The sequence below is a fragment of the Arthrobacter sp. BK1 genome (assembly GCF_056680055.1).
Genome location: NZ_CM155263.1, coordinates 4,510,637 through 4,528,441, shown reverse-complemented (window position 1 = coordinate 4,528,441; position 17,805 = coordinate 4,510,637). Strand labels below are relative to the sequence as shown.

The 17,805-nt window shown below is 65.4% G+C and carries 14 protein-coding genes; 8 read left to right on the top strand and 6 right to left on the bottom strand.

Translation table 11 applies throughout. The features are described 5' to 3' along the window. Positions 1-29: 29 nt before the first annotated feature. Positions 30-1,316 carry a GNAT family N-acetyltransferase gene (locus AC1MCA_RS20770; RefSeq protein WP_479803490.1) on the top strand — a complete coding sequence of 429 codons (1,287 nt, stop codon included), beginning with the start codon at positions 30-32 and terminating at the stop codon, positions 1,314-1,316. Positions 1,317-1,556: 240 nt separating this feature from the next. Further along, on the top strand, positions 1,557-3,035 hold the full coding sequence (rpsA, locus tag AC1MCA_RS20765; RefSeq protein WP_108597248.1) for a 30S ribosomal protein S1: 1,479 nt from the start codon (positions 1,557-1,559) through the stop codon (positions 3,033-3,035). Positions 3,036-3,166: 131 nt separating this feature from the next. Here rpsA and AC1MCA_RS20760 read toward each other — a convergent pair whose 3' ends face one another. Both AC1MCA_RS20760 and AC1MCA_RS20755 read right to left on the bottom strand, forming a co-directional pair. Further along, a complete protein-coding gene (locus AC1MCA_RS20760) occupies positions 3,167-3,727 on the bottom strand; it encodes a GNAT family N-acetyltransferase (RefSeq protein ID WP_479800213.1) in 561 nt (186 codons plus the stop codon). After that, a complete protein-coding gene (locus tag AC1MCA_RS20755; RefSeq protein ID WP_479800212.1) occupies positions 3,711-4,400 on the bottom strand; it encodes an IMPACT family protein in 690 nt (229 codons plus the stop codon). The genes AC1MCA_RS20760 and AC1MCA_RS20755 overlap by 17 nt, the downstream gene beginning before the upstream one ends. A gap of 147 nt (positions 4,401-4,547) precedes the next feature. Here AC1MCA_RS20755 and coaE point away from each other — a divergent pair, with 147 nt between their 5' ends. From coaE to AC1MCA_RS20735, 4 genes are all read left to right on the top strand, one after another. Next, positions 4,548-5,762 carry a dephospho-CoA kinase gene (gene coaE, locus AC1MCA_RS20750; RefSeq protein ID WP_479800211.1) on the top strand — a complete coding sequence of 405 codons (1,215 nt, stop codon included), beginning with the start codon at positions 4,548-4,550 and terminating at the stop codon, positions 5,760-5,762. A gap of 89 nt (positions 5,763-5,851) precedes the next feature. Next, the gene (uvrB, locus tag AC1MCA_RS20745) at positions 5,852-7,951 is read left to right on the top strand and encodes an excinuclease ABC subunit UvrB (RefSeq protein ID WP_479800210.1); all 2,100 of its coding nucleotides are present in this window, start codon (positions 5,852-5,854) and stop codon (positions 7,949-7,951) included. 168 nt (positions 7,952-8,119) lie between these two features. Next, positions 8,120-9,148, top strand: a complete 1,029-nt coding sequence (locus AC1MCA_RS20740; protein ID WP_108597243.1) for a TerC family protein — start codon at positions 8,120-8,122, stop codon at positions 9,146-9,148. Between the two features lie 131 nt (positions 9,149-9,279). Next, on the top strand, positions 9,280-10,686 hold the full coding sequence (locus tag AC1MCA_RS20735) for an MFS transporter (RefSeq protein ID WP_479800209.1): 1,407 nt from the start codon (positions 9,280-9,282) through the stop codon (positions 10,684-10,686). Here the strand turns inward: AC1MCA_RS20735 and AC1MCA_RS20730 are convergent. From AC1MCA_RS20730 to AC1MCA_RS20715, 4 genes are all read right to left on the bottom strand, one after another. Then, a complete protein-coding gene (locus AC1MCA_RS20730; protein WP_479800208.1) occupies positions 10,672-11,955 on the bottom strand; it encodes an alpha/beta fold hydrolase in 1,284 nt (427 codons plus the stop codon). The two genes, AC1MCA_RS20735 and AC1MCA_RS20730, sit on opposite strands and share 15 nt — an antisense overlap. A gap of 79 nt (positions 11,956-12,034) precedes the next feature. After that, positions 12,035-12,535, bottom strand: a complete 501-nt coding sequence (locus AC1MCA_RS20725; protein WP_479800207.1) for an N-acetyltransferase family protein — start codon at positions 12,533-12,535, stop codon at positions 12,035-12,037. Between the two features lie 12 nt (positions 12,536-12,547). Beyond that, on the bottom strand, positions 12,548-13,948 hold the full coding sequence (locus AC1MCA_RS20720) for a CoA transferase (protein ID WP_479800206.1): 1,401 nt from the start codon (positions 13,946-13,948) through the stop codon (positions 12,548-12,550). A 10-nt stretch (positions 13,949-13,958) separates the two neighbouring features. Beyond that, positions 13,959-16,505: a DEAD/DEAH box helicase gene (locus AC1MCA_RS20715; RefSeq protein WP_479800205.1), complete on the bottom strand. Its 2,547-nt coding sequence runs from the start codon at positions 16,503-16,505 to the stop codon at positions 13,959-13,961. 97 nt (positions 16,506-16,602) lie between these two features. Here AC1MCA_RS20715 and AC1MCA_RS20710 point away from each other — a divergent pair, with 97 nt between their 5' ends. Both AC1MCA_RS20710 and AC1MCA_RS20705 read left to right on the top strand, forming a co-directional pair. Further along, positions 16,603-17,385, top strand: coding sequence for a trans-aconitate 2-methyltransferase (locus AC1MCA_RS20710; RefSeq protein WP_479803488.1), 783 nt, complete (start codon positions 16,603-16,605; stop codon positions 17,383-17,385). After that, entirely contained in the window at positions 17,382-17,762 is a 381-nt protein-coding gene (locus AC1MCA_RS20705; protein WP_479800204.1) for a GntR family transcriptional regulator, read from the top strand. The genes AC1MCA_RS20710 and AC1MCA_RS20705 overlap by 4 nt, the downstream gene beginning before the upstream one ends. Positions 17,763-17,805: the final 43 nt, after the last annotated feature.

Sequence of the window (17,805 nt, the reverse complement as noted above, 5' to 3'; positions counted from 1 at the left end):
GATTGGTTAGGCTCGGCTCTGTGCCTAATGTGAGTGCGGACTACGAAATCCGGCGGTTTGAGCCGGCAGCCAAGGATGACCCGGCCTACCCTCAATCGGTTGCATGGATGCGCGCCGTGGCCTTCGGCTTCCACGACGTGCGCCGTTCCGATGAGCGGGTGGACAAGGGCATCGAGATGCAGCGCGCCGACGGGCGGGTGATGACCGGCGTCTACCAGTCGGGAACGGTCGCAGGCCATTCACTGGGTGCGGACGTGCCCGTCGCCACTTTCGGGACCTTGGTCAAGACCCTGAACATCGGATTCGGAAGGCTGCTGCCAACCCGGCTGGTGACCGCCGTGACCGTCCGGACCTCACACCGCCGGCGCGGGCTGCTGCGCCGCATGATGGTAGAGGACCTCACCCTTGCCCGTCGGGATGGCCTGGCAATGGCTGCGCTCACTGCCTCCGAAGCGTCAATCTATGGCCGGTTCGGGTTTGGTGTGGCCACGTCTGAGCAGTCCATCACAGTGGACACCACCACCAGGTTCAGGCTGAACCACACTCCCGTGGGAAGCGTCGAGGTAGCCGATCCCAAAGTCCTCCTGGACCTGGCTCCGGTGGTATTCGACCGAAAGCACCGGGGCACACCCGGCTCCATCGACCGCCATGAGTTCTACCGCGAGTTCATCTCCGGATCCATCAGCCGTGATGGCGGCGAGGATCCCAAGGTCAAAGTGGCGTTGCATTACGCGCCTGACGGCCAAGTGGACGGCTACGTCTCCTATAAGTTCGCCGGCTGGTCCAACAAGCCGTACACCATGGAAGTCCTGGACCTCGTGGCGGTGAACCGTTCTGCGTATCTGGAATTGTGGCAGTACCTTGGGGCCATTGACCTGGTCGAACGGGTCTCCTGCGAGGAAGCCCCTGTAGATGACGCGCTGGGCTGGGCGCTTGAAGATGCCCGCTGCGTCGAGGCTTCGGCAGCCCGGGATATGCTCTGGCTCCGCATCCTGGACGTGGCGGCGGCGTTGGAGGCCCGGCACTATCCGGCCGACGGCCGGCTCGTGCTCAAAGTGGTCGATTCCCTGGGCCTGGCGGACGGCACGTTTGCCTTGGCGGTGTCCGGCGGCTCTGCTGTCGTCACCGACGCCGGCACCACTGCAGCCGACCTCGAACTGGATGTCGCGGCGTTGTCGTCGATATACCTGGGCGGCGTGAATCCGGTAACGCTGGTTGACGCCGAACGCATCCTCGAGCACACGCCGGACGCGGCGTTCCGCGCCGCCCGGATGTTCGCCGTCGAACGCCCGCCCCACTGCCTCACGCACTTCTGATCAGACCTGGCAGCAGCCGAACCCCTGAACAGGCCAAAGGCTTTGCCATGCGCTTTGACCCGTGTTGGCCGCTGCGACTAGAATAAGTGGGCGCGCACTACGTGCTCGTTTCTAGAATCCACAAAATCAGGAACACCCGGCCGGACCTCGCGGTTTGGCCGAGACCTGCGCCTGCGTTCCATAACGCGGGCGCGGTGGTTTTCCTGACCGACTAACTATCCACAACGGAGCCCCTACTACATGACCATCACCTCCACCGAGAAGCCCGGTACCCCCGTAGTCGCTATTAACGACATCGGTACCGCTGAGGACTTCCTCGCAGCAGTCGACGCCACCATCAAGTACTTCAACGACGGAGATCTCGTCGAAGGTACCGTCGTCAAGGTCGACCGCGATGAAGTTCTGCTCGACATCGGTTACAAGACCGAAGGTGTCATCCCCTCCCGCGAGCTGTCCATCAAGCATGACGTTGATCCCGGAGACGTTGTCTCCGTTGGCGATCTCGTCGAAGCCCTGGTGCTCACCAAGGAAGACAAAGAAGGCCGCCTGATCCTCTCCAAGAAGCGTGCTCAGTACGAGCGCGCCTGGGGCGATATCGAGAAGGTCAAGGAAGAAGACGGTGTTGTCACCGGTACCGTCATCGAGGTTGTCAAGGGTGGTCTTATCCTCGACATCGGTCTGCGCGGCTTCCTGCCCGCATCCCTCGTCGAGATGCGCCGTGTGCGCGACCTTGCTCCGTACATCGGTCAGAAGATCGAAGCCAAAATCATCGAGCTGGACAAGAACCGCAACAACGTTGTGCTGTCCCGCCGTGCATGGCTCGAGCAGACCCAGTCCGAGGTCCGCTCCACGTTCCTCAACAAGCTGGAAAAGGGCCAGGTCCGTCCCGGCGTCGTTTCCTCCATCGTCAACTTCGGTGCATTCGTGGACCTGGGCGGCGTAGACGGCCTCGTTCACGTTTCCGAGCTGTCCTGGAAGCACATCGACCACCCGTCCGAGGTTGTCGAAGTTGGCCAGGAAGTCACCGTCGAGGTTCTCGAGGTCGACCTGGACCGCGAGCGCGTCTCCCTGTCACTCAAGGCGACGCAGGAAGATCCGTGGCAGACCTTCGCCCGCACCCACGCCCTCGGCCAGGTTGTTCCGGGTAAGGTCACCAAGCTGGTTCCGTTCGGTGCGTTCGTTCGCGTCGAAGACGGCATCGAAGGCCTCGTTCACATCTCCGAGCTGGCCGTGCGCCACGTGGAGCTGGCAGAGCAGGTTGTCTCCGTTGGTGACGAGCTGTTCGTCAAGGTCATCGACATCGACCTCGAGCGCCGCCGCATCTCCCTCTCCCTCAAGCAGGCTAACGAGGGCGTTGACGCCGAGTCCACCGAATTCGATCCGGCTCTCTACGGCATGGCCGCTGAGTACGACGAAGAGGGCAACTACAAGTACCCGGAGGGCTTCGATCCGGAGTCCAACGAGTGGCTTGAAGGCTACGAGAACCAGCGCGCCGCCTGGGAGCAGCAGTACGCTGACGCCCAGACCCGCTGGGAAGCCCACAAGAAGCAGGTTGCCCAGCACGCTGCCGATGACGCTGCAGCTGCAACGTCCGGTGAGAGCGATTCCGGCACCACCAGCTACTCCTCCGAGCCTGCTGCCGAGTCCAACGCCGGAGCCGGTACCCTGGCTTCGGACGAGGCTCTCGCAGCTCTGCGTGAGAAGCTGACCGGCAACTAATTTGCCAACGGCCCGGTAAGTCCCGGACTGACACAGCGGGCCCCCTGCGGATTGCAGGGGGCCCGCTGTGTTTAAGCCGGTTCGCGTCCGTCGTCGGCCCGGCTGCGCCGTTGGTTCGCATGCGCCGTCGGTCAGGGGGAAAGCACGACGACGGCACTCACCGCACCGTCGTCGTCGTGCGTCAGGGCGGCACCTGCGGAGGTGAGGATGCGCTGGGCGCCGGTATTGCCGGCAGTGGTGTGGGCCACCACCTGCTGCAGCCCGGCGCGGCAGGCCTCAGCCAAGACCAGGGCCAGCGCGGCACTGCCAACGCCTCGGCCGCGGTAGCCCCGGCCCAGCCAGATGCCGGTCTCCGCCGTTGCGTGTCCGGCCTCTGAGTGTTGGGCCCCTACGTGTTGGGCCGTTGAGTCCTGCACCCGTTTGAGCCTGATACAGCCGGCCGGGATGCCCTCGTACAGTACAGCCCAGCTTTTTTCGCGGGCCGGTCCGTCCAGGCCTGCCGCAGCCGACCGGTGGTAGGCACGGAACCAGGCAATCCGTTCGTCGGTCCAGCCGGCCGCCGTGCCAAGCGGCGGGGTGGCGTCGTCCGGGGAAGCATCGCGCAGGGCCAGTTCTAGCAGGTATGCCAGCAGGGGTTCGTCGATGTCAACCAGACGGACCTTGGCCGAGGCCGGCTCAGGGGAGGGGGACATCAATCCACTCCGTTCCGCCTGGAATAAGCGTGGCTTGCCCCGCGGTGAGTGCAAGAACGCGCTCGGCGGCTTCTGTCATCTCGGCCGGCTGGTCGGGGACAGCCACGCGAAGGACCGTGTCCTGGGCACCATAGCTGGACTCAGCCATCACCAACCCGGCGGCCCTCAGATCGTTCTCCAGCCGGCCGGCAGCCGCGTGCGGAACGGCGGCTGCGCAGATCCGCAGCCGGCGGCGCCTCACCAGCTGTGCAGTTTCGAGGGCAGATGACACCGACTCGGAATAGGCGCGCACCAGTCCACCCGCCCCGAGCAGGATCCCGCCGAAGTAACGGACGACGACGGCGCTGACGTCACTGAGGTCAGTCGCCCCCGGCGCGGTTTCGCGCTTCAGGAGTGCTTCAAGCATGGGGATACCGGCCGTGCCTGACGGTTCGCCGTCGTCATTGGAACGCTGGATATCCCGGTCCGGTCCGAGCACAAACGCGGAGCAATGATGGCGGGCATCGTGGAATTCGCGGCGCAGCCCGGCAACGAGCTCCCGCGCGGAGTCCTCGCTGTCCGTGCGGCGGAGGACGGTGATGAACCGGGATCGTTTGACCTCGATCCCGTGCCGGAAATCCGGTCCTGAGGCAAGGGTTGTGTAGACCGTCGCCCGGCTGTCTTGCTCTGTCACCGCCCAAGTCTATTCCCCACCGCTTCCCTCACCTCGCTGCGCTCGGTCAGGGAACCCGGGCGGCGTGGGCCCACCCGCCGCCTCCCTCACCTCGCTGCGCCCGGCCAGGGAACCCGGGCAGCGTGGGCCCACGGGTAGTCTGGTCGGGTGCTGAAAATCGGGTTGACGGGCGGCATCGCCTCAGGGAAGTCAGTGGTGGCCGCGCGCCTGGCCGGGCTGGGGGCGCTGTTGGTTGATGCGGATGCGCTGGCCCGTGAGGTTGTGGCGCCGGGAACGCCGGGACTGGCCCGTGTGGTGGACGCCTTCGGCGCTGACATGCTGACCGCCGATGGCTCGTTGGACCGGGCCCGGCTGGGGGCCCTGGTCTTCGGCAATGCGGCCCAGCTGGCCGTCCTTAACGGCATTGTCCACCCCTTGGTCCGCGAAGCAGCAGCGGGCATTATTGCCGCGGCCGGTGAAGGTTCCATCGTTGTCCAGGACATTCCGCTGCTGGTGGAGACCGGGCAGGGCAGCGCCTTCCATCTCGTGCTCGTGGTGGATGCGCCGGATGACGTCCGGATCGGACGGATGGTGGAGCGCCGCGGTATGACGGCGGAAGAGGCGCTGTCCCGCATGGCTGCGCAGGCTACGCGGGAAGAACGGCTGGCCGCCGCCGACGTCGTCCTGGACAACTCCGGCCCCCTCGAGGACCTGGCAGAACAAGTGGACAGGCTCTGGACCGTCCGGCTGGTGCCGTTCGCAGACAACATCCGCCGGGGAATCAGGGCGGCCAGGCCTGGCGCCGCAGTCCTGTCCGCACCACAGGAGGACTGGGCAGTCCAGGCGGCACGGCTGGCAGCCCGGCTCAGGGCAGCGGCCCCTGGTGACATTCTCGCCGTCGACCATATCGGCTCAACTGCCGTGCCGGGTCTGGCGGCAAAGGACGTGATCGACCTGCAGGTCACGGTGGCTGACCTCGACGTCGCGGACAAGATAGCCCCGCTGCTGGCGGATGCAGGCTTCCCGCTGGTATCGGGGGCCGGTTTCGACACCCCGAAACCTTCCGCACCGGATCCGGCACAGTGGCAGAAACGCTTCCACGCAAACTCGGACCCTGGCCGCGCAGTGAATGTGCACGTCAGGCAGGCCGGATCGGCGGGGTGGCGGTACGCGCTGCTTTTTCGGGACTGGCTCAGGAGCGATCCGGAAGCTGCCAGGTCCTATGGGAAACATAAGCGCTCCCTGACCGAACAACTGGCCGGCAGCAGAGGCACCCGGGCCTACGCGGAGGCGAAGGAGCCGTGGTTCACGGACGTAGCCTGGCCCCGTATGGATGCGTGGTCTGCCCGCACCGGGTGGGCGCCGCCGTCGTACGGCAACTGATTCCTGAGCGGCACTGCCGGCAGCGCCAGCGCTGTTCGCCTGTAACTGATCCGGCTGTTACTGTCGGCCCCCGGTTGTAGATTAGAGGCATGAGCCTTGCCCAGGAGATCAACCGAGTTGTAGCGCCGTTTGAAGTCATCAGCGAGTTCCAGCCGGCCGGTGACCAGCCCGCGGCCATCGCGGAACTGACCGAACGGATCAGGAACGGCGAGAAGGACGTTGTCCTCCTCGGTGCCACCGGTACAGGTAAAAGCGCCACCACAGCGTGGCTCATCGAACAGATCCAGCGGCCCACCCTGGTGATGGTGCAGAACAAGACCCTCGCCGCCCAGTTGGCCAATGAATTCCGCGAACTGCTGCCCAACAACGCGGTGGAGTACTTCGTCTCCTATTACGACTACTACCAGCCCGAGGCCTACGTGGCGCAGACGGACACCTTCATCGAGAAGGACTCCTCCATCAACGAGGAAGTGGAACGGCTCCGGCACTCCGCCACGAACGCCCTGCTGACCCGCCGGGACGTCATCGTCGTGGCCACAGTGTCCTGCATCTACGGCCTGGGCACTCCTGAGGAATACATCGCCGGGATGGTCACGCTCCGCAAGGGTGCGGAGATGAACCGTGATGATCTCCTCCGGAAGTTTGTCTCCATGCAGTACGCGCGGAACGACATGGACTTCCACCGCGGCACATTCCGGGTCCGCGGGGACACCGTGGAAATCATCCCGATGTACGAGGAACTGGCCATCCGGATCGAATTCTTCGGCGACGAAATCGAAAACATCCACACCCTCCATCCGCTGACCGGTGAAGTGATCCGGGACGAAGAGGAAATGTACGTCTTCCCCGCCTCGCACTACGTCGCAGGTCCTGAGCGGATGGCCCGGGCCATCAAGCGGATCGAGGACGAACTCGCGGACCGGCTGAAGGTGCTCGAAAGCCAGAACAAGCTGGTGGAGGCCCAGCGGCTCCGGATGCGGACCACCTACGATCTCGAGATGATGCAGCAGATGGGCTTCTGCAACGGCATCGAGAACTACTCCTCGCATATCGACGGCCGCGCCGCCGGAACCGCTCCGCACTGCCTCATCGACTACTTCCCGGATGACTTCCTGCTGGTGATCGACGAATCCCACGTCACCGTCCCGCAGATCGGCGCCATGTACGAAGGCGATATGTCCCGCAAGCGGAACCTGGTGGACTTCGGCTTCCGCCTGCCCTCTGCCATGGACAACCGGCCGCTCAAGTGGGATGAATTCCTCCAGCGCGTGGGCCAGACGGTCTACCTTTCCGCCACCCCCGGAAAATACGAACTCGGCAAGGCGGACGGCTTCGTTCAGCAGATCATCCGGCCCACCGGACTGATCGATCCCGAAGTGGTGGTCAAACCCACCAAGGGCCAGATCGATGACCTGCTGGGCGAAATCAAGACCCGCACAGCGAAGAATGAACGCATCCTGGTCACCACTCTGACCAAGCGGATGGCGGAAGACCTCACGGACTACCTGCTGGGCCACGGCATCAGGGTGGAATACCTGCACTCGGACGTTGATACCCTGCGCCGTGTTGAGCTGCTGCGGGAACTCCGGATGGGCAAGTTCGACGTCCTGGTGGGCATCAACCTGCTCCGGGAAGGCCTGGATCTTCCCGAGGTCTCGCTGGTGAGCATCCTGGACGCCGACAAGGAAGGCTTTCTGCGCTCGTCCACGTCGCTGATCCAGACCATCGGCCGCGCAGCCCGCAACGTCTCGGGGCAGGTGCACATGTACGCGGACCGCATCACCGATTCCATGGCACATGCCATCGACGAGACGAACCGGCGCCGCGCCATCCAGGTGGCCTACAACACCGAGCACGGGGTGGACCCGCAGCCGCTGCGGAAGAAGATCGCCGACATCACGGACCAGCTGGCCAAGGAAGACGCCGACACCCAGGAGCTGCTGAACAACAACCGCCTGGCCAAGGGCGCCAAACGCGGAAAGTCCGCGGCAAAGGGCGCAGCCCAGGTCCGGGCCGATGGCCTGGCGGCAGCACCGGCAGAGGACCTGGTGGGGCTGATCGAACAGCTGACCGAGCAGATGCACGGTGCTGCAGCGGAACTTCAGTTCGAAGTTGCTGCCCGGATCCGCGACGAAGTCAGCGAGCTCAAGAAGGAACTGCGCCAGATGCAGGCGGCCGGTCATGCCTAGCTGCTGTACAGTTAAGGTCACGTAGGGGAGTATCCCGAGCGCTACGATCGTCAACACGCCAGGCACAGCTGCCTGGCCGGGCGTAGCGGGCCACCACATCAGCACCAAGTGCACAGGCTGGCCGGAGAGACTTACACCGCTTCTCTGTACCCTGCGAAAGGCTATCCTGTGCCCGAATTGCCTGTTTGGTTTGAGGTCGGCTCTCTTGTCGTCCTTGGCCTGATCCTCCTGATTGACCTGTTCCTTGTGGTCAAGCGTCCCCATGAACCTTCCATGAAGGAAGCCGGCCTGTGGGTCGCTTTTTACGTGTCGCTTGCCCTGGTGTTCGCCGGCGCCATGTTCGCCTTCACCGGCGCGGAGTTCGGCGGCCAGTTTGTGGCCGGCTGGGTCACCGAATACAGCCTCAGCATCGACAACCTCTTTGTCTTCATCATCATCATGGCCCGGTTCTCCGTGCCGCGTAAGTACCAGCAGGAAGTCCTGATGGTGGGCATCATCATCGCGCTGATCCTGCGCGGTATCTTCATCCTGCTCGGCGCCATCGTGATCGAGCAGTTCAGCTGGGTGTTCTATATCTTCGGCGCCTTCCTCCTCTGGACCGCCTGGAAGCAGGCCCAGGATGAAGGCGAGGATGAAGAGGACAAGGAAAACCCGCTCATCGCGCGGATCCGCAAGGTCATCCCCATGTCGGAAAAGTTCGACGGCGGCAAGCTGCGCACCACGGTGGACGGCAAGAAGGTCTTCACCCCCATGCTGATCGTGTTCATCACCATTGGCCTGACGGACCTCCTCTTCGCTGTTGACTCGATTCCCGCAATCTTCGGCCTGACGCAGAGCCCCTTCATCGTCTTCACCGCGAACCTGTTCGCACTGATGGGCCTGCGCCAGCTCTACTTCCTGCTCGGTGGCCTGATGAACCGCCTGATCTACCTGAAGCACGCCCTGTCCTTCATCCTCGCGTTCATCGGTGTGAAGCTCGTCCTGCACGCCATGCACGTGAACGAACTGCCGTTCATCAACGGCGGCAAGCACATCGAATGGGCGCCGGAGATCCCCACGTTCGTCTCCCTGGCCGTCATCGTCGGCACCATCATCGTCGCCGTGGTTGCCAGCCTGGTCAGCTCCAAGGCCAAGTCCGCACACCTGGATCCCCGCCTCGAGGAAGACGTCAAGAAGAGCCTGTCCGACGCCGAGTAAGGCATCCTCCGCTCACAGCGTGAACCAGCGATCCCGGCCGCACCTGCGGCCGGGATCGCTGTTTAACCCCGCCCTGAAAACGTTAGGAAATCCCCCTGCAGGACCGGTGCGTCCAGGACTATGCTCGGATCATGGCCCGCACCCTGATCCCGGACAGTGCAGTGCGCCAGGTGCAGCGCCGCACCGTGGTGCTCTTGAGCGTTGCGCAGATTTTCGCCGGGCTGGGGACCGGGGCCACGGTGTCCATCGGCTCGATCCTTGCCGTTGAACTTTCAGGTTCCGCCGCGTGGGCCGGCGCAGTAGCCACCGTGATGACTTTAGGTGCAGCGCTGGCCGCACTGCCGCTTGCCTCTCTGGCCGACCGCCGGGGACGCCGCATCGGCCAGGTCCTGGGTCTCTCGGCAGCACTTCTGGGCGCCGTCCTGATCATGCTGTCAGTGGTGACGGGTCAGTTCGTCCTGCTGGTACTGGGGGCCGCCGGGATCGGCGTGGGCACCGCCGCCAGCCTTCAGGCACGCTTCGCCGCGGTCGACCTCGCAGATCCTGAACACCGCGGCCGTTCCCTTTCCGCCGTGGTGTGGGCAGTGACCGTCGGCGCTGTCGCAGGACCCAACCTGATCCAGCCGGGTGCGGCAGTAGGCATGGCCCTGGGATTGCCCCCCATCGCCGGCCCCTTCGTGATCTCCGCGGCCGGGCTCCTGCTGGCCACGGTTCTCCTGTTTTTCGGTCTCAGGCCTGACCCGCTCCTGCTGGCAAGGGAACTCGCTGCCCGGCAAAACGGCATCCCTCAGAGCGGCATTCCACAGGGTGCCACCCCGCCCGGAACCACGAGTGCCCAGCCGCCGCCCCTGTCCGGACCGCTCCACAACGCGCACCCCCAGGGCAGGCAGGGCGGGTCACTGGTCCGCGGGATACGGGCCATCCGCGGGTCCAAAGCCGCGGTACTGGCGCTGGCCGCCGTCGTCGGAGCCCACGCCATCATGGTGGGCGTCATGTCCATGACCCCGCTGCACCTGCAGGAGCTCGTGGCAGGGCCGGCTGCATCCCATGCAGGCCACGTGGCCTCGGGCGACGTCCTGGTCATCATCGGGTTTACCATTTCGTTGCATATCGCCGGGATGTTCGCGCTGTCCCCGGTGATGGGCTGGCTGACCGACAAAGTGGGCAGGACGCAGACCATCCTGATCGGCTTCACAACGCTGATCACCGCAGTCCTGGTGGCCGGCTTTGGCCAGACGTCCACCGTTGCCGTTGCTGTGGGCCTGATCCTGCTGGGCCTGGGCTGGTCGGCGTCCACCATCTCCGGCTCCACGCTCCTGGCTGAGAGCGTGGGCCAGGAGTCCCGTGTTGTGGTCCAGGGCGTCTCGGACATGGTCATGGGCGTCGCCGGCGCGGTGGGCGGGGCAACGTCCGGGCTGGTGCTCAGCTGGGCAGGCTACCTGGGGCTGAACATGCTCGGTGGCCTGGTGGCGGTGACGGTACTGGTTGCCGCTTTCCTGACTCTCGTGCCGCGGCAGCGCAAGTCAGTTGCGGGCTGAGCGCACCATCCCCAGCAGCCGGCCGAAAATGGCCTCGCCGTCGTCGGAGATGCCGTCATGGTGGAAGTCGCCCGTCTCCCAGACCTGGAGCCCGCGGACCGCCGCCGCGGTTTCCAGCGACAGGTTGCGGTCCACGTAGATGTCGTCGCGGTAGACCGCCGCGGCCACCGGCACCGTATTGGCCGCCAACTGATGCCGGTCGTACAGCGGCTTCCAGTCCTCTTTGCCGGCCACCAGGTTGGCCACTTCCTGCAGCGGCCGGAGCGCTGCGTCCTGCTCGAAGTACCAGGGGTAGACCATCTCGCCGGTCAGCAGCAAAGGCTTGGCATCCGGACGGAATTCGGGGTAATCCTGCAGCACCCGCCACGCAGCCCAGCCGCTTGCCTGACCCTGGCCGTAGATCGACTCGTGCATGAGGGCGTACAGCGGATTGCCCAGGCGGGACACGATGCCCTGGACCTGCTCGAGGAAACCATCGGAGAGCCTGGCGCCCGGTGCCGTCCCGCTGAAAGCATCTTCCAGGAGGTAATGAAGCCCGTCCACCCTGGTGTTGCCGCCCAGGAAGGATCCCACCATCTGGAACCGTTCAACGGTCAGGCGGCCGCCGTCGGGCAAGGACTCGGCGGTCTCCCGGAGGTGGGCCGCGATGCGCTCCACTGTCAGGCGGTCTTCGGGGTACCAGCTGAAGTATTCGGTGTTCCGGGCGGCGACGCGCCGGAAGGTTGCCCGGTAGACGTGGTCTGCCGGGCCGGAGAGGGGCGCCAGCCCGCCGGTGATCAGGGCCTCGCGCACGCCGGCCGCAGCGAAGGACAGATAGCTGAGGGCACAGAACCCGCCGTAGCTTTGCCCGTAGATGCTCCAGGGGCCGGAGCCGAGTGCCGTGCGGATGAGTTCGGCGTCGGCAACAATGGAATCCGCCCGGAAGTGCTCCAGGTACGCAGCCTGCGCCTCAGCCGTCCCTCGCTGCGGCAGGGTCTTCCGGTCGATCGGCGATGACAGCCCGGTGCCCCGCTGGTCCAGCATCAGGATCCGGAAATCACGGGCTGCGGCCTTGCTCCAGCCGTTGAGGGAGGCGAGTCTGTTGCCGCGCCCGCCCGGGCCGCCCTGCAGGAACAACAGCCAGGGAAGTTTTTCGGCCTCCGCCGCAGTATGCGCTGCCGAGACATACTCGCGCGCAAAGACGGTAATGGTCTCCGGCGCTGTCCCGTTGCCGTCGGTGGAAGTGAAGTGGTCCAGCGGCACGGTGAAATAGTGTTCTGCGGTGCGCATGCCGCGGAATTCGTGGCGTGCCCTGACTGTGTGGGGGACTTCCGTCCTTGTTCTGACGGCAGTGGCATGCTCCGACTGCTCAGGCACCGGATGCCGCCGTCGCGCTGCTGCCAAACTGCGCCAAGGCGGTTCCGGTCAGCCGGAAGGTCGACCAGCCGTCCATGTGCCCGGCGCCGAGGCTGCGGTAGAAGTTGATGGACGGTTCATTCCAGTCCAGGACACTCCACTCGACCCGGGCGTACCCGTTGTCGACGGCGGTGGCCGCCAGATGCCGCAGAAGCGCCTTGCCGTGGCCCTCGCCGCGGGCGTGGGGACTGACGTAGAGGTCCTCAAGGTAGATGCCGTGGACGCCTTCCCAGGTGGAGTAATTCAGGAACCACAGGGCGAATCCCTGGACTTCGCCCGCTGCGTTCTCGGCCATGGTGGCAAACACCCGGGGATTCCGGCCGAACAGGGCATCTGTGAGTTTTTCCGGGGTGTTGCGGACGGCGTCCGGCTCTTTCTCGTAGATGGCCAGTTCGTGGATCATCTGGAGGATTGCGGGGACGTCGTGCCGGGTGGCGGGTCGGATTACACTCATGGGTCGAGTTTACTAGGGGTCCCCGTGCACAACGGGCCGGGCTCCCAGACGCCAGCGAAGCGGCGACGTGCCGTAACGGACGGGTCCCTGGGTGTAGTCCAGCGGTACGCCGTCCGCCATGATGGGCGGCCCGATATACCGCAGCGGGCCATACGGACCGTCCAGGTAGCGGAAGCTCGGTTCCGGCAGGGGACCGGCGGGAGCAGTCACTGCCGGGAGCCGAAGCAGTTCCTCGGCGGTGCGGGCCAGGGAAAGCCGGGCCACGCCGCCGGATCCGCTGCTGCGCCTCTCGGCCAGCAATGCCATGGCTGCCGCAGCCAGGCCATAACCTGTGGCGTGGTCCAGCGCCTGTACGGGCAGGGCGCCGGGCTTCCACCCGCTGTCAGAGGTGCTGCCATACCGTTCGGCAATGCCACAGGCTGCCTGGACGAGGCTGTCGAACCCGCGGCGCCCCTTCCACGGACCGGCGCTGCCCCAGGCGCTGAGGCTGACCACCACCAGTCCCGGCCGGGCAAGCAGCAACTCATCCGGTCCCAGCCCAAAACGGTCCAGGCTGCCTTCGCGGTAGCCGGTGACCACGACGTCGGCCGTACTGGCCAGGCGTCTGATGGCCTCCAACGCCTCGGGATCCCGCAAGTCGGCCTGGGCGCTCCCTTTATCAAAGCCCGAGTCGATGAACGCGTCCTGCAACTCCGGAAGCTGTGGCGGGTCGATGCGCAGCACGTCCGCCCCGAGGGCGCCCAGGAGGCGCGTTGCGGTGGGACCGGCAATCACCCGGGTCAGGTCCAGTACCTTCAGCCCGGACAGGGGGCGGCCCGGATCATCGGAGGGAACCCACGACGGCGGCGGCTGGCTTCCGTGGGACGCCGCTCGAGGGCGTGAGAGCGCGATCCATGGCCCTGCAGCCGCAGCCGTATGCATGGGAGTAGTGATCCACCCGTTCCGGCTGCGGACAGCTGCGGCCACGCCCTTGGCAGCGACGATGGCTTCTTCCGCTTCCAGGGAGGTCAACCGCAGCAGGGAATGTTCCACGCCCTGCGCTGTGCTGACGGAGAAGGCCTCCATCAGCCCGGCAGCGTGGTGCGGATAGTTGGCATGCAGGCGGATCCAGCCGTCCGCGGTCGGCCGGAAACCGGACAGCGGAGCAAATCCTTCGGGCTTTGTTCCCCCGATCCGCAGGTGGCCCAGCGAATCGAAGGCTGCCGCCACCGGGCCTGCAGCACTGGAATACCGCCCGGTGGCGGTCAGTGCATTGAGCGCCGTCGCTGCGGCCTGGACGGCCCCCGCAGCGAGCCCCTCAACATCCAGCGGGCCACCCCACCAATGCCGTGGACCAGAGACGGGTGCCGGCGGCTGGGACCTCATGGCGTCCAGAGCCCGCAGGCTTCCGGTGAGGTCGGGGACGGATTCCACGGTGGGCTGCCTAGAGCCTGTTGACGTCTGTCACGCTGACTACCGCAGTGCCGGTCTCATCCGAGGCTGCCAGGTCCACTACGGCGGAGATTCCCCAATCGTGGTTGCGCGCGGGGTCATCAAAGATCTGCCGCACCTTCCACCGTCCGGGCTCTTCTGTGATGATCAGCAATCCGGGTCCGCGGGCGCCCGGGCCCGTACCGATGTCGTTGTGCTCATCGAAGTAGTCGTCCAGGACGTCCTCCCAGCGGTCCGCATCCCAGCCTGCCCCGCTGTCCAGTTCGCCCAACGCCGCCGCGTTCTCGTCGGCGAACAGTTCCACGCGGCGGAACATCTCGTTGCGGACCATCACGCGGAAGGCCCGGATGTTTGATGTCAGCGACGGCGGCGGGGGAGGCGGTGCGTCGTGGGGGGTGGGTGCGGCACCGGAGGTCAGTTCCTCCCATTCGTCCAGCAGGCTGGAGTCCACCTGCCGCACCAGTTCCCCGAGCCAGGCGATGAGGTCCTCCAGGTCCTCCCGGAGCAGGTCCTGCGGCACGGTCTGGCGCAACGCCTTGAAGCAGTCTGCGAGGTAGCGCAGCACGATTCCCTCGGAGCGGGCCAGACCGTAGAACTGGACGAATTCGCCGAAGTTCATGGCGCGCTCGTACATGTCCCGGACCACGGACTTCGGAGCCAGTTCGAAGTCACCCACCCAAGGCGCAGCTTTGCGGTAGACCTCGAAGGCTTCGCCCAGGAGCTCCGCCAGCGGCTGCGGATAGGTCACTTCTTCGAGCATCGCCATTCGTTGGTCGTACTCGATGCCGTCGGCCTTCATGGCGGCGATCGCCTCGCCGCGGGCCTTCTTCTGCTGGGCAGAGAGGATTTGCCGGGGCTTTTCCAGCGTCGCCTCGATCACCGACACCACATCCAGGGCGTACGACGGCGAGTCCGGGTCGAGCAGTTCCAGCGCCGCCAGCGCAAACGGCGAGAGCGGCTGGTTGAGGGCGAAGTTCGGCTGGAGGTGCACTGTGAGCCGGACGGTCCTGCCGTCGGCGCCCTGCTGTTCGGGCGGGATGCGCTCCACTACCTCGGCGGCGAGGAGCTCACGGTAGATCCCGAGGGCTTTCTTCATCAGCTGCAGCTGCGAGGACCGGGATTCGTGGTTCTCCGTCAGGAGGCGGCGTGCGGCCGTGAACGGGTCGCCGGGGCGTTCCATCAGGTTCATCAGCATCGAGTGGGTCACGCTGAAACTTGAGCTCAGGGGATCAGGCACAGACTCAACCAAGCGTTTGAAGGTGGGCTCGCCCCACGAGACGAAGCCTTCCGGCGGCTTCTTCTTTACCACTTGGCGGAGCTTCTTCTGGTCATCACCAAATTTGGCGGTGGCCTTGGCCATGGCCTTGACGTTTTCGATCACGTGCTCCGGTGCCTGGACCACTACTGTCCCGGCGGTGTCGTACCCGGCGCGGCCGGCCCGTCCTGCGATCTGGTGGAACTCCCGGGAGTTGAGCGGCCGGGTGCGTACGCCGTCGTATTTGCTCAAAGCGGTGAGCAGGACGGTGCGGATGGGCACGTTGATGCCCACGCCCAGGGTGTCCGTTCCACAGATCACCTTGAGGAGGCCTGCCTGCGCCAACTGCTCCACCAGGCGCCGGTACTTCGGCAGCATTCCGGCGTGATGGACGCCGATGCCGTGACGGACCAGCCTGTTGAGGGTCTTGCCGAAGCCGGCAGCGAAACGGAAATTGGCGATCAGCTCCGCGATCCTGTCCTTTTCCTCGCGCGTGCACACGTTGATGCTCATCAGCGTCTGGGCGCGGTCGATCGCTTCGATCTGGCTGAAATGCACCACGTAGACGGGTACCTGCCGGGTGGAGAGCAGTTCCTCCAGGGTCTCGTGGACCGGGGTCTGGTGGTAGTAGTAGTGCAGCGGGATGGGCCGCTCGGCTGAACTGACGGTGGTGGTGGCGCGGCCGGTGAGTTCGGTGATGCCGGTCTCGAAGCGGCTGACGTCCCCCAGCGTGGCGGACATCAGGAGGAACTGTGCCTGGGGGAGTTCCAGCAGCGGGACCTGCCAGGCCCAGCCGCGCTGGGGGTCGGAGTAGAAGTGGAACTCGTCCATGATGACCGAACCGAGATCGGCGCCGGCCCCTTCACGCAGGGCGATGTTGGCAAGGATCTCCGCAGTGCAGCAGATGATCGGTGCGCTCTGGTTGACGCCGGAGTCGCCGGTGATCATGCCAACGTTCTCGGCCCCGAAGATCTCGCACAGGGCAAAGAACTTCTCCGAAACAAGCGCCTTGATGGGGGCCGTGTAGTAGCTCCGCTCGCCCCTGGCCATGGCCTGGAAATGGGCGGCGATGGCGACGAGGGACTTGCCCGAACCTGTGGGGGTGGCGAGGATGACGTTGGCGCCGGTGGCCAGCTCCATGATTGCTTCGTCCTGGGCGGCGTACAGCTCCAGGCCCAGGCTTTCGGTCCACTCAAGAAATTGTGTGTAGAGGGCGTCCGGGTCGATGCCTGCGCCGGAGGTGTTTGGGGCGGGCAGGACGGGCAGCTGGTCAACGAGTTTCATTGTTTTCCAGCTTAGTGCCCAGCGGGATCCGGGGATCCGGGCGGGGGCGTATTAGGCTCGCGGTATGGCCACAGACTCAACCGACCATGGCAAAACCATGATGTGGGACCCCGTGAAGTACGTTCAGTTCGGCGACTACCGTGACAGGCCTTTCTTTGACCTCACGGCGAGGATCCGGGCGGACCGCCCGCTGAATGTCGTTGATCTGGGTTGTGGACCCGGAAACCTCACCGCAACCCTTGCCGGCCGTTGGCCGGAAGCCCGCGTCACCGGCATCGATTCGTCCGCCGCGATGCTGGCAAAGGCCGGTGTCCATGCGGAGGCAAACCGGGGACTGAACTTCCAGCTGGCAGATATTGCTGACTGGATGCCCGCCGCCGATACCGATGTAATTGTCACCAACGCTGCTCTGCAGTGGTTGCCTGGCCATCAGGAGCTGATGGCGCGCTGGCTCGGGGCGCTTAAGCCCGGCGCCTGGTTCGCCATGCAGGTCCCGGGGAACTTCAACGCCCCGTCCCATGCGCTGATGCGGGCCCTGGCAGGCTCGGCAACCTGGTCCGCCAAGCTGGACGGAGTACTCCGCGGCGGCGAATCGGTGGGGGAGCCTGCTGACTATCTGCGCATCATGCTGGACGCGGGCTGCACCGCGGACGCCTGGGAGACGACGTACCTCCAGCTCCTTTCCGGCCCCGATCCAGTCCTGGAGTGGGTCCGCGGCACAGCACTGCGGCCTGTCCTGGCCGCCCTCAGCGCCGGCGATGGCCGGGCTTTCGAGACGGAATATGCCGCCCTTTTACGGGCAGCCTATCCGTCAACGGACCATGGGACGGTCTTTCCGTTCCGGCGGATCTTCGCCGTGGCCCGGAAGGGCCAACGATGACCGCGGGAGCTTTCTTCCCTGGGAACTGGAAGCCCAACCAGGCCAGCACGGTAGCCCTCTACGAGCAGCTGCGCCTGCATGTCATCCGGCTCGCGGACAACGGTGACCTGCCGCCCGGGACCAGGCTGCCCGCTGTCCGGACGCTGGCGGGCCTCCTTGAGGTCGCGCCGCACACCGTCGCCAGGGCCTACAAAGAGCTTGAAGCGGCCGGGGTGGTGGAAACCAAAGGCAGGAACGGCACCGTCGTTTGCGCACGCGACGAGCGGCTGGACGCATTGTCCCTTGCCGCCAATGCCTATGCGTCAGTGGCGAAGGCTCAGGGTGCGGGCTTTGCCGAAGCAGTCAAGCTGCTCGCGGCCGCTTACGACGCCGACTGAGGCGCCCAGCGCGGCGCCCGCATGGATATTCGAAGAAGTTTTC

Excerpts from the sequence above, each read along its gene's own strand:
- rpsA (WP_108597248.1), top strand. The coding sequence starts at position 1,557 with ATGACCATCACCTCCACCGAGAAGCCCGGTACCCCCGTAGTCGCTATT.
- AC1MCA_RS20760 (WP_479800213.1), bottom strand. The coding sequence starts at position 3,727 with ATGTCCCCCTCCCCTGAGCCGGCCTCGGCCAAGGTCCGTCTGGTTGAC.
- uvrB (WP_479800210.1), top strand. The coding sequence starts at position 5,852 with ATGAGCCTTGCCCAGGAGATCAACCGAGTTGTAGCGCCGTTTGAAGTC.
- AC1MCA_RS20735 (WP_479800209.1), top strand. The coding sequence starts at position 9,280 with ATGGCCCGCACCCTGATCCCGGACAGTGCAGTGCGCCAGGTGCAGCGC.
- AC1MCA_RS20730 (WP_479800208.1), bottom strand. The coding sequence starts at position 11,955 with ATGCGCACCGCAGAACACTATTTCACCGTGCCGCTGGACCACTTCACT.
- AC1MCA_RS20725 (WP_479800207.1), bottom strand. The coding sequence starts at position 12,535 with ATGAGTGTAATCCGACCCGCCACCCGGCACGACGTCCCCGCAATCCTC.
- AC1MCA_RS20715 (WP_479800205.1), bottom strand. The coding sequence starts at position 16,505 with ATGAAACTCGTTGACCAGCTGCCCGTCCTGCCCGCCCCAAACACCTCC.
- AC1MCA_RS20710 (WP_479803488.1), top strand. The coding sequence starts at position 16,603 with ATGATGTGGGACCCCGTGAAGTACGTTCAGTTCGGCGACTACCGTGAC.
- AC1MCA_RS20705 (WP_479800204.1), top strand. The coding sequence starts at position 17,382 with ATGACCGCGGGAGCTTTCTTCCCTGGGAACTGGAAGCCCAACCAGGCC.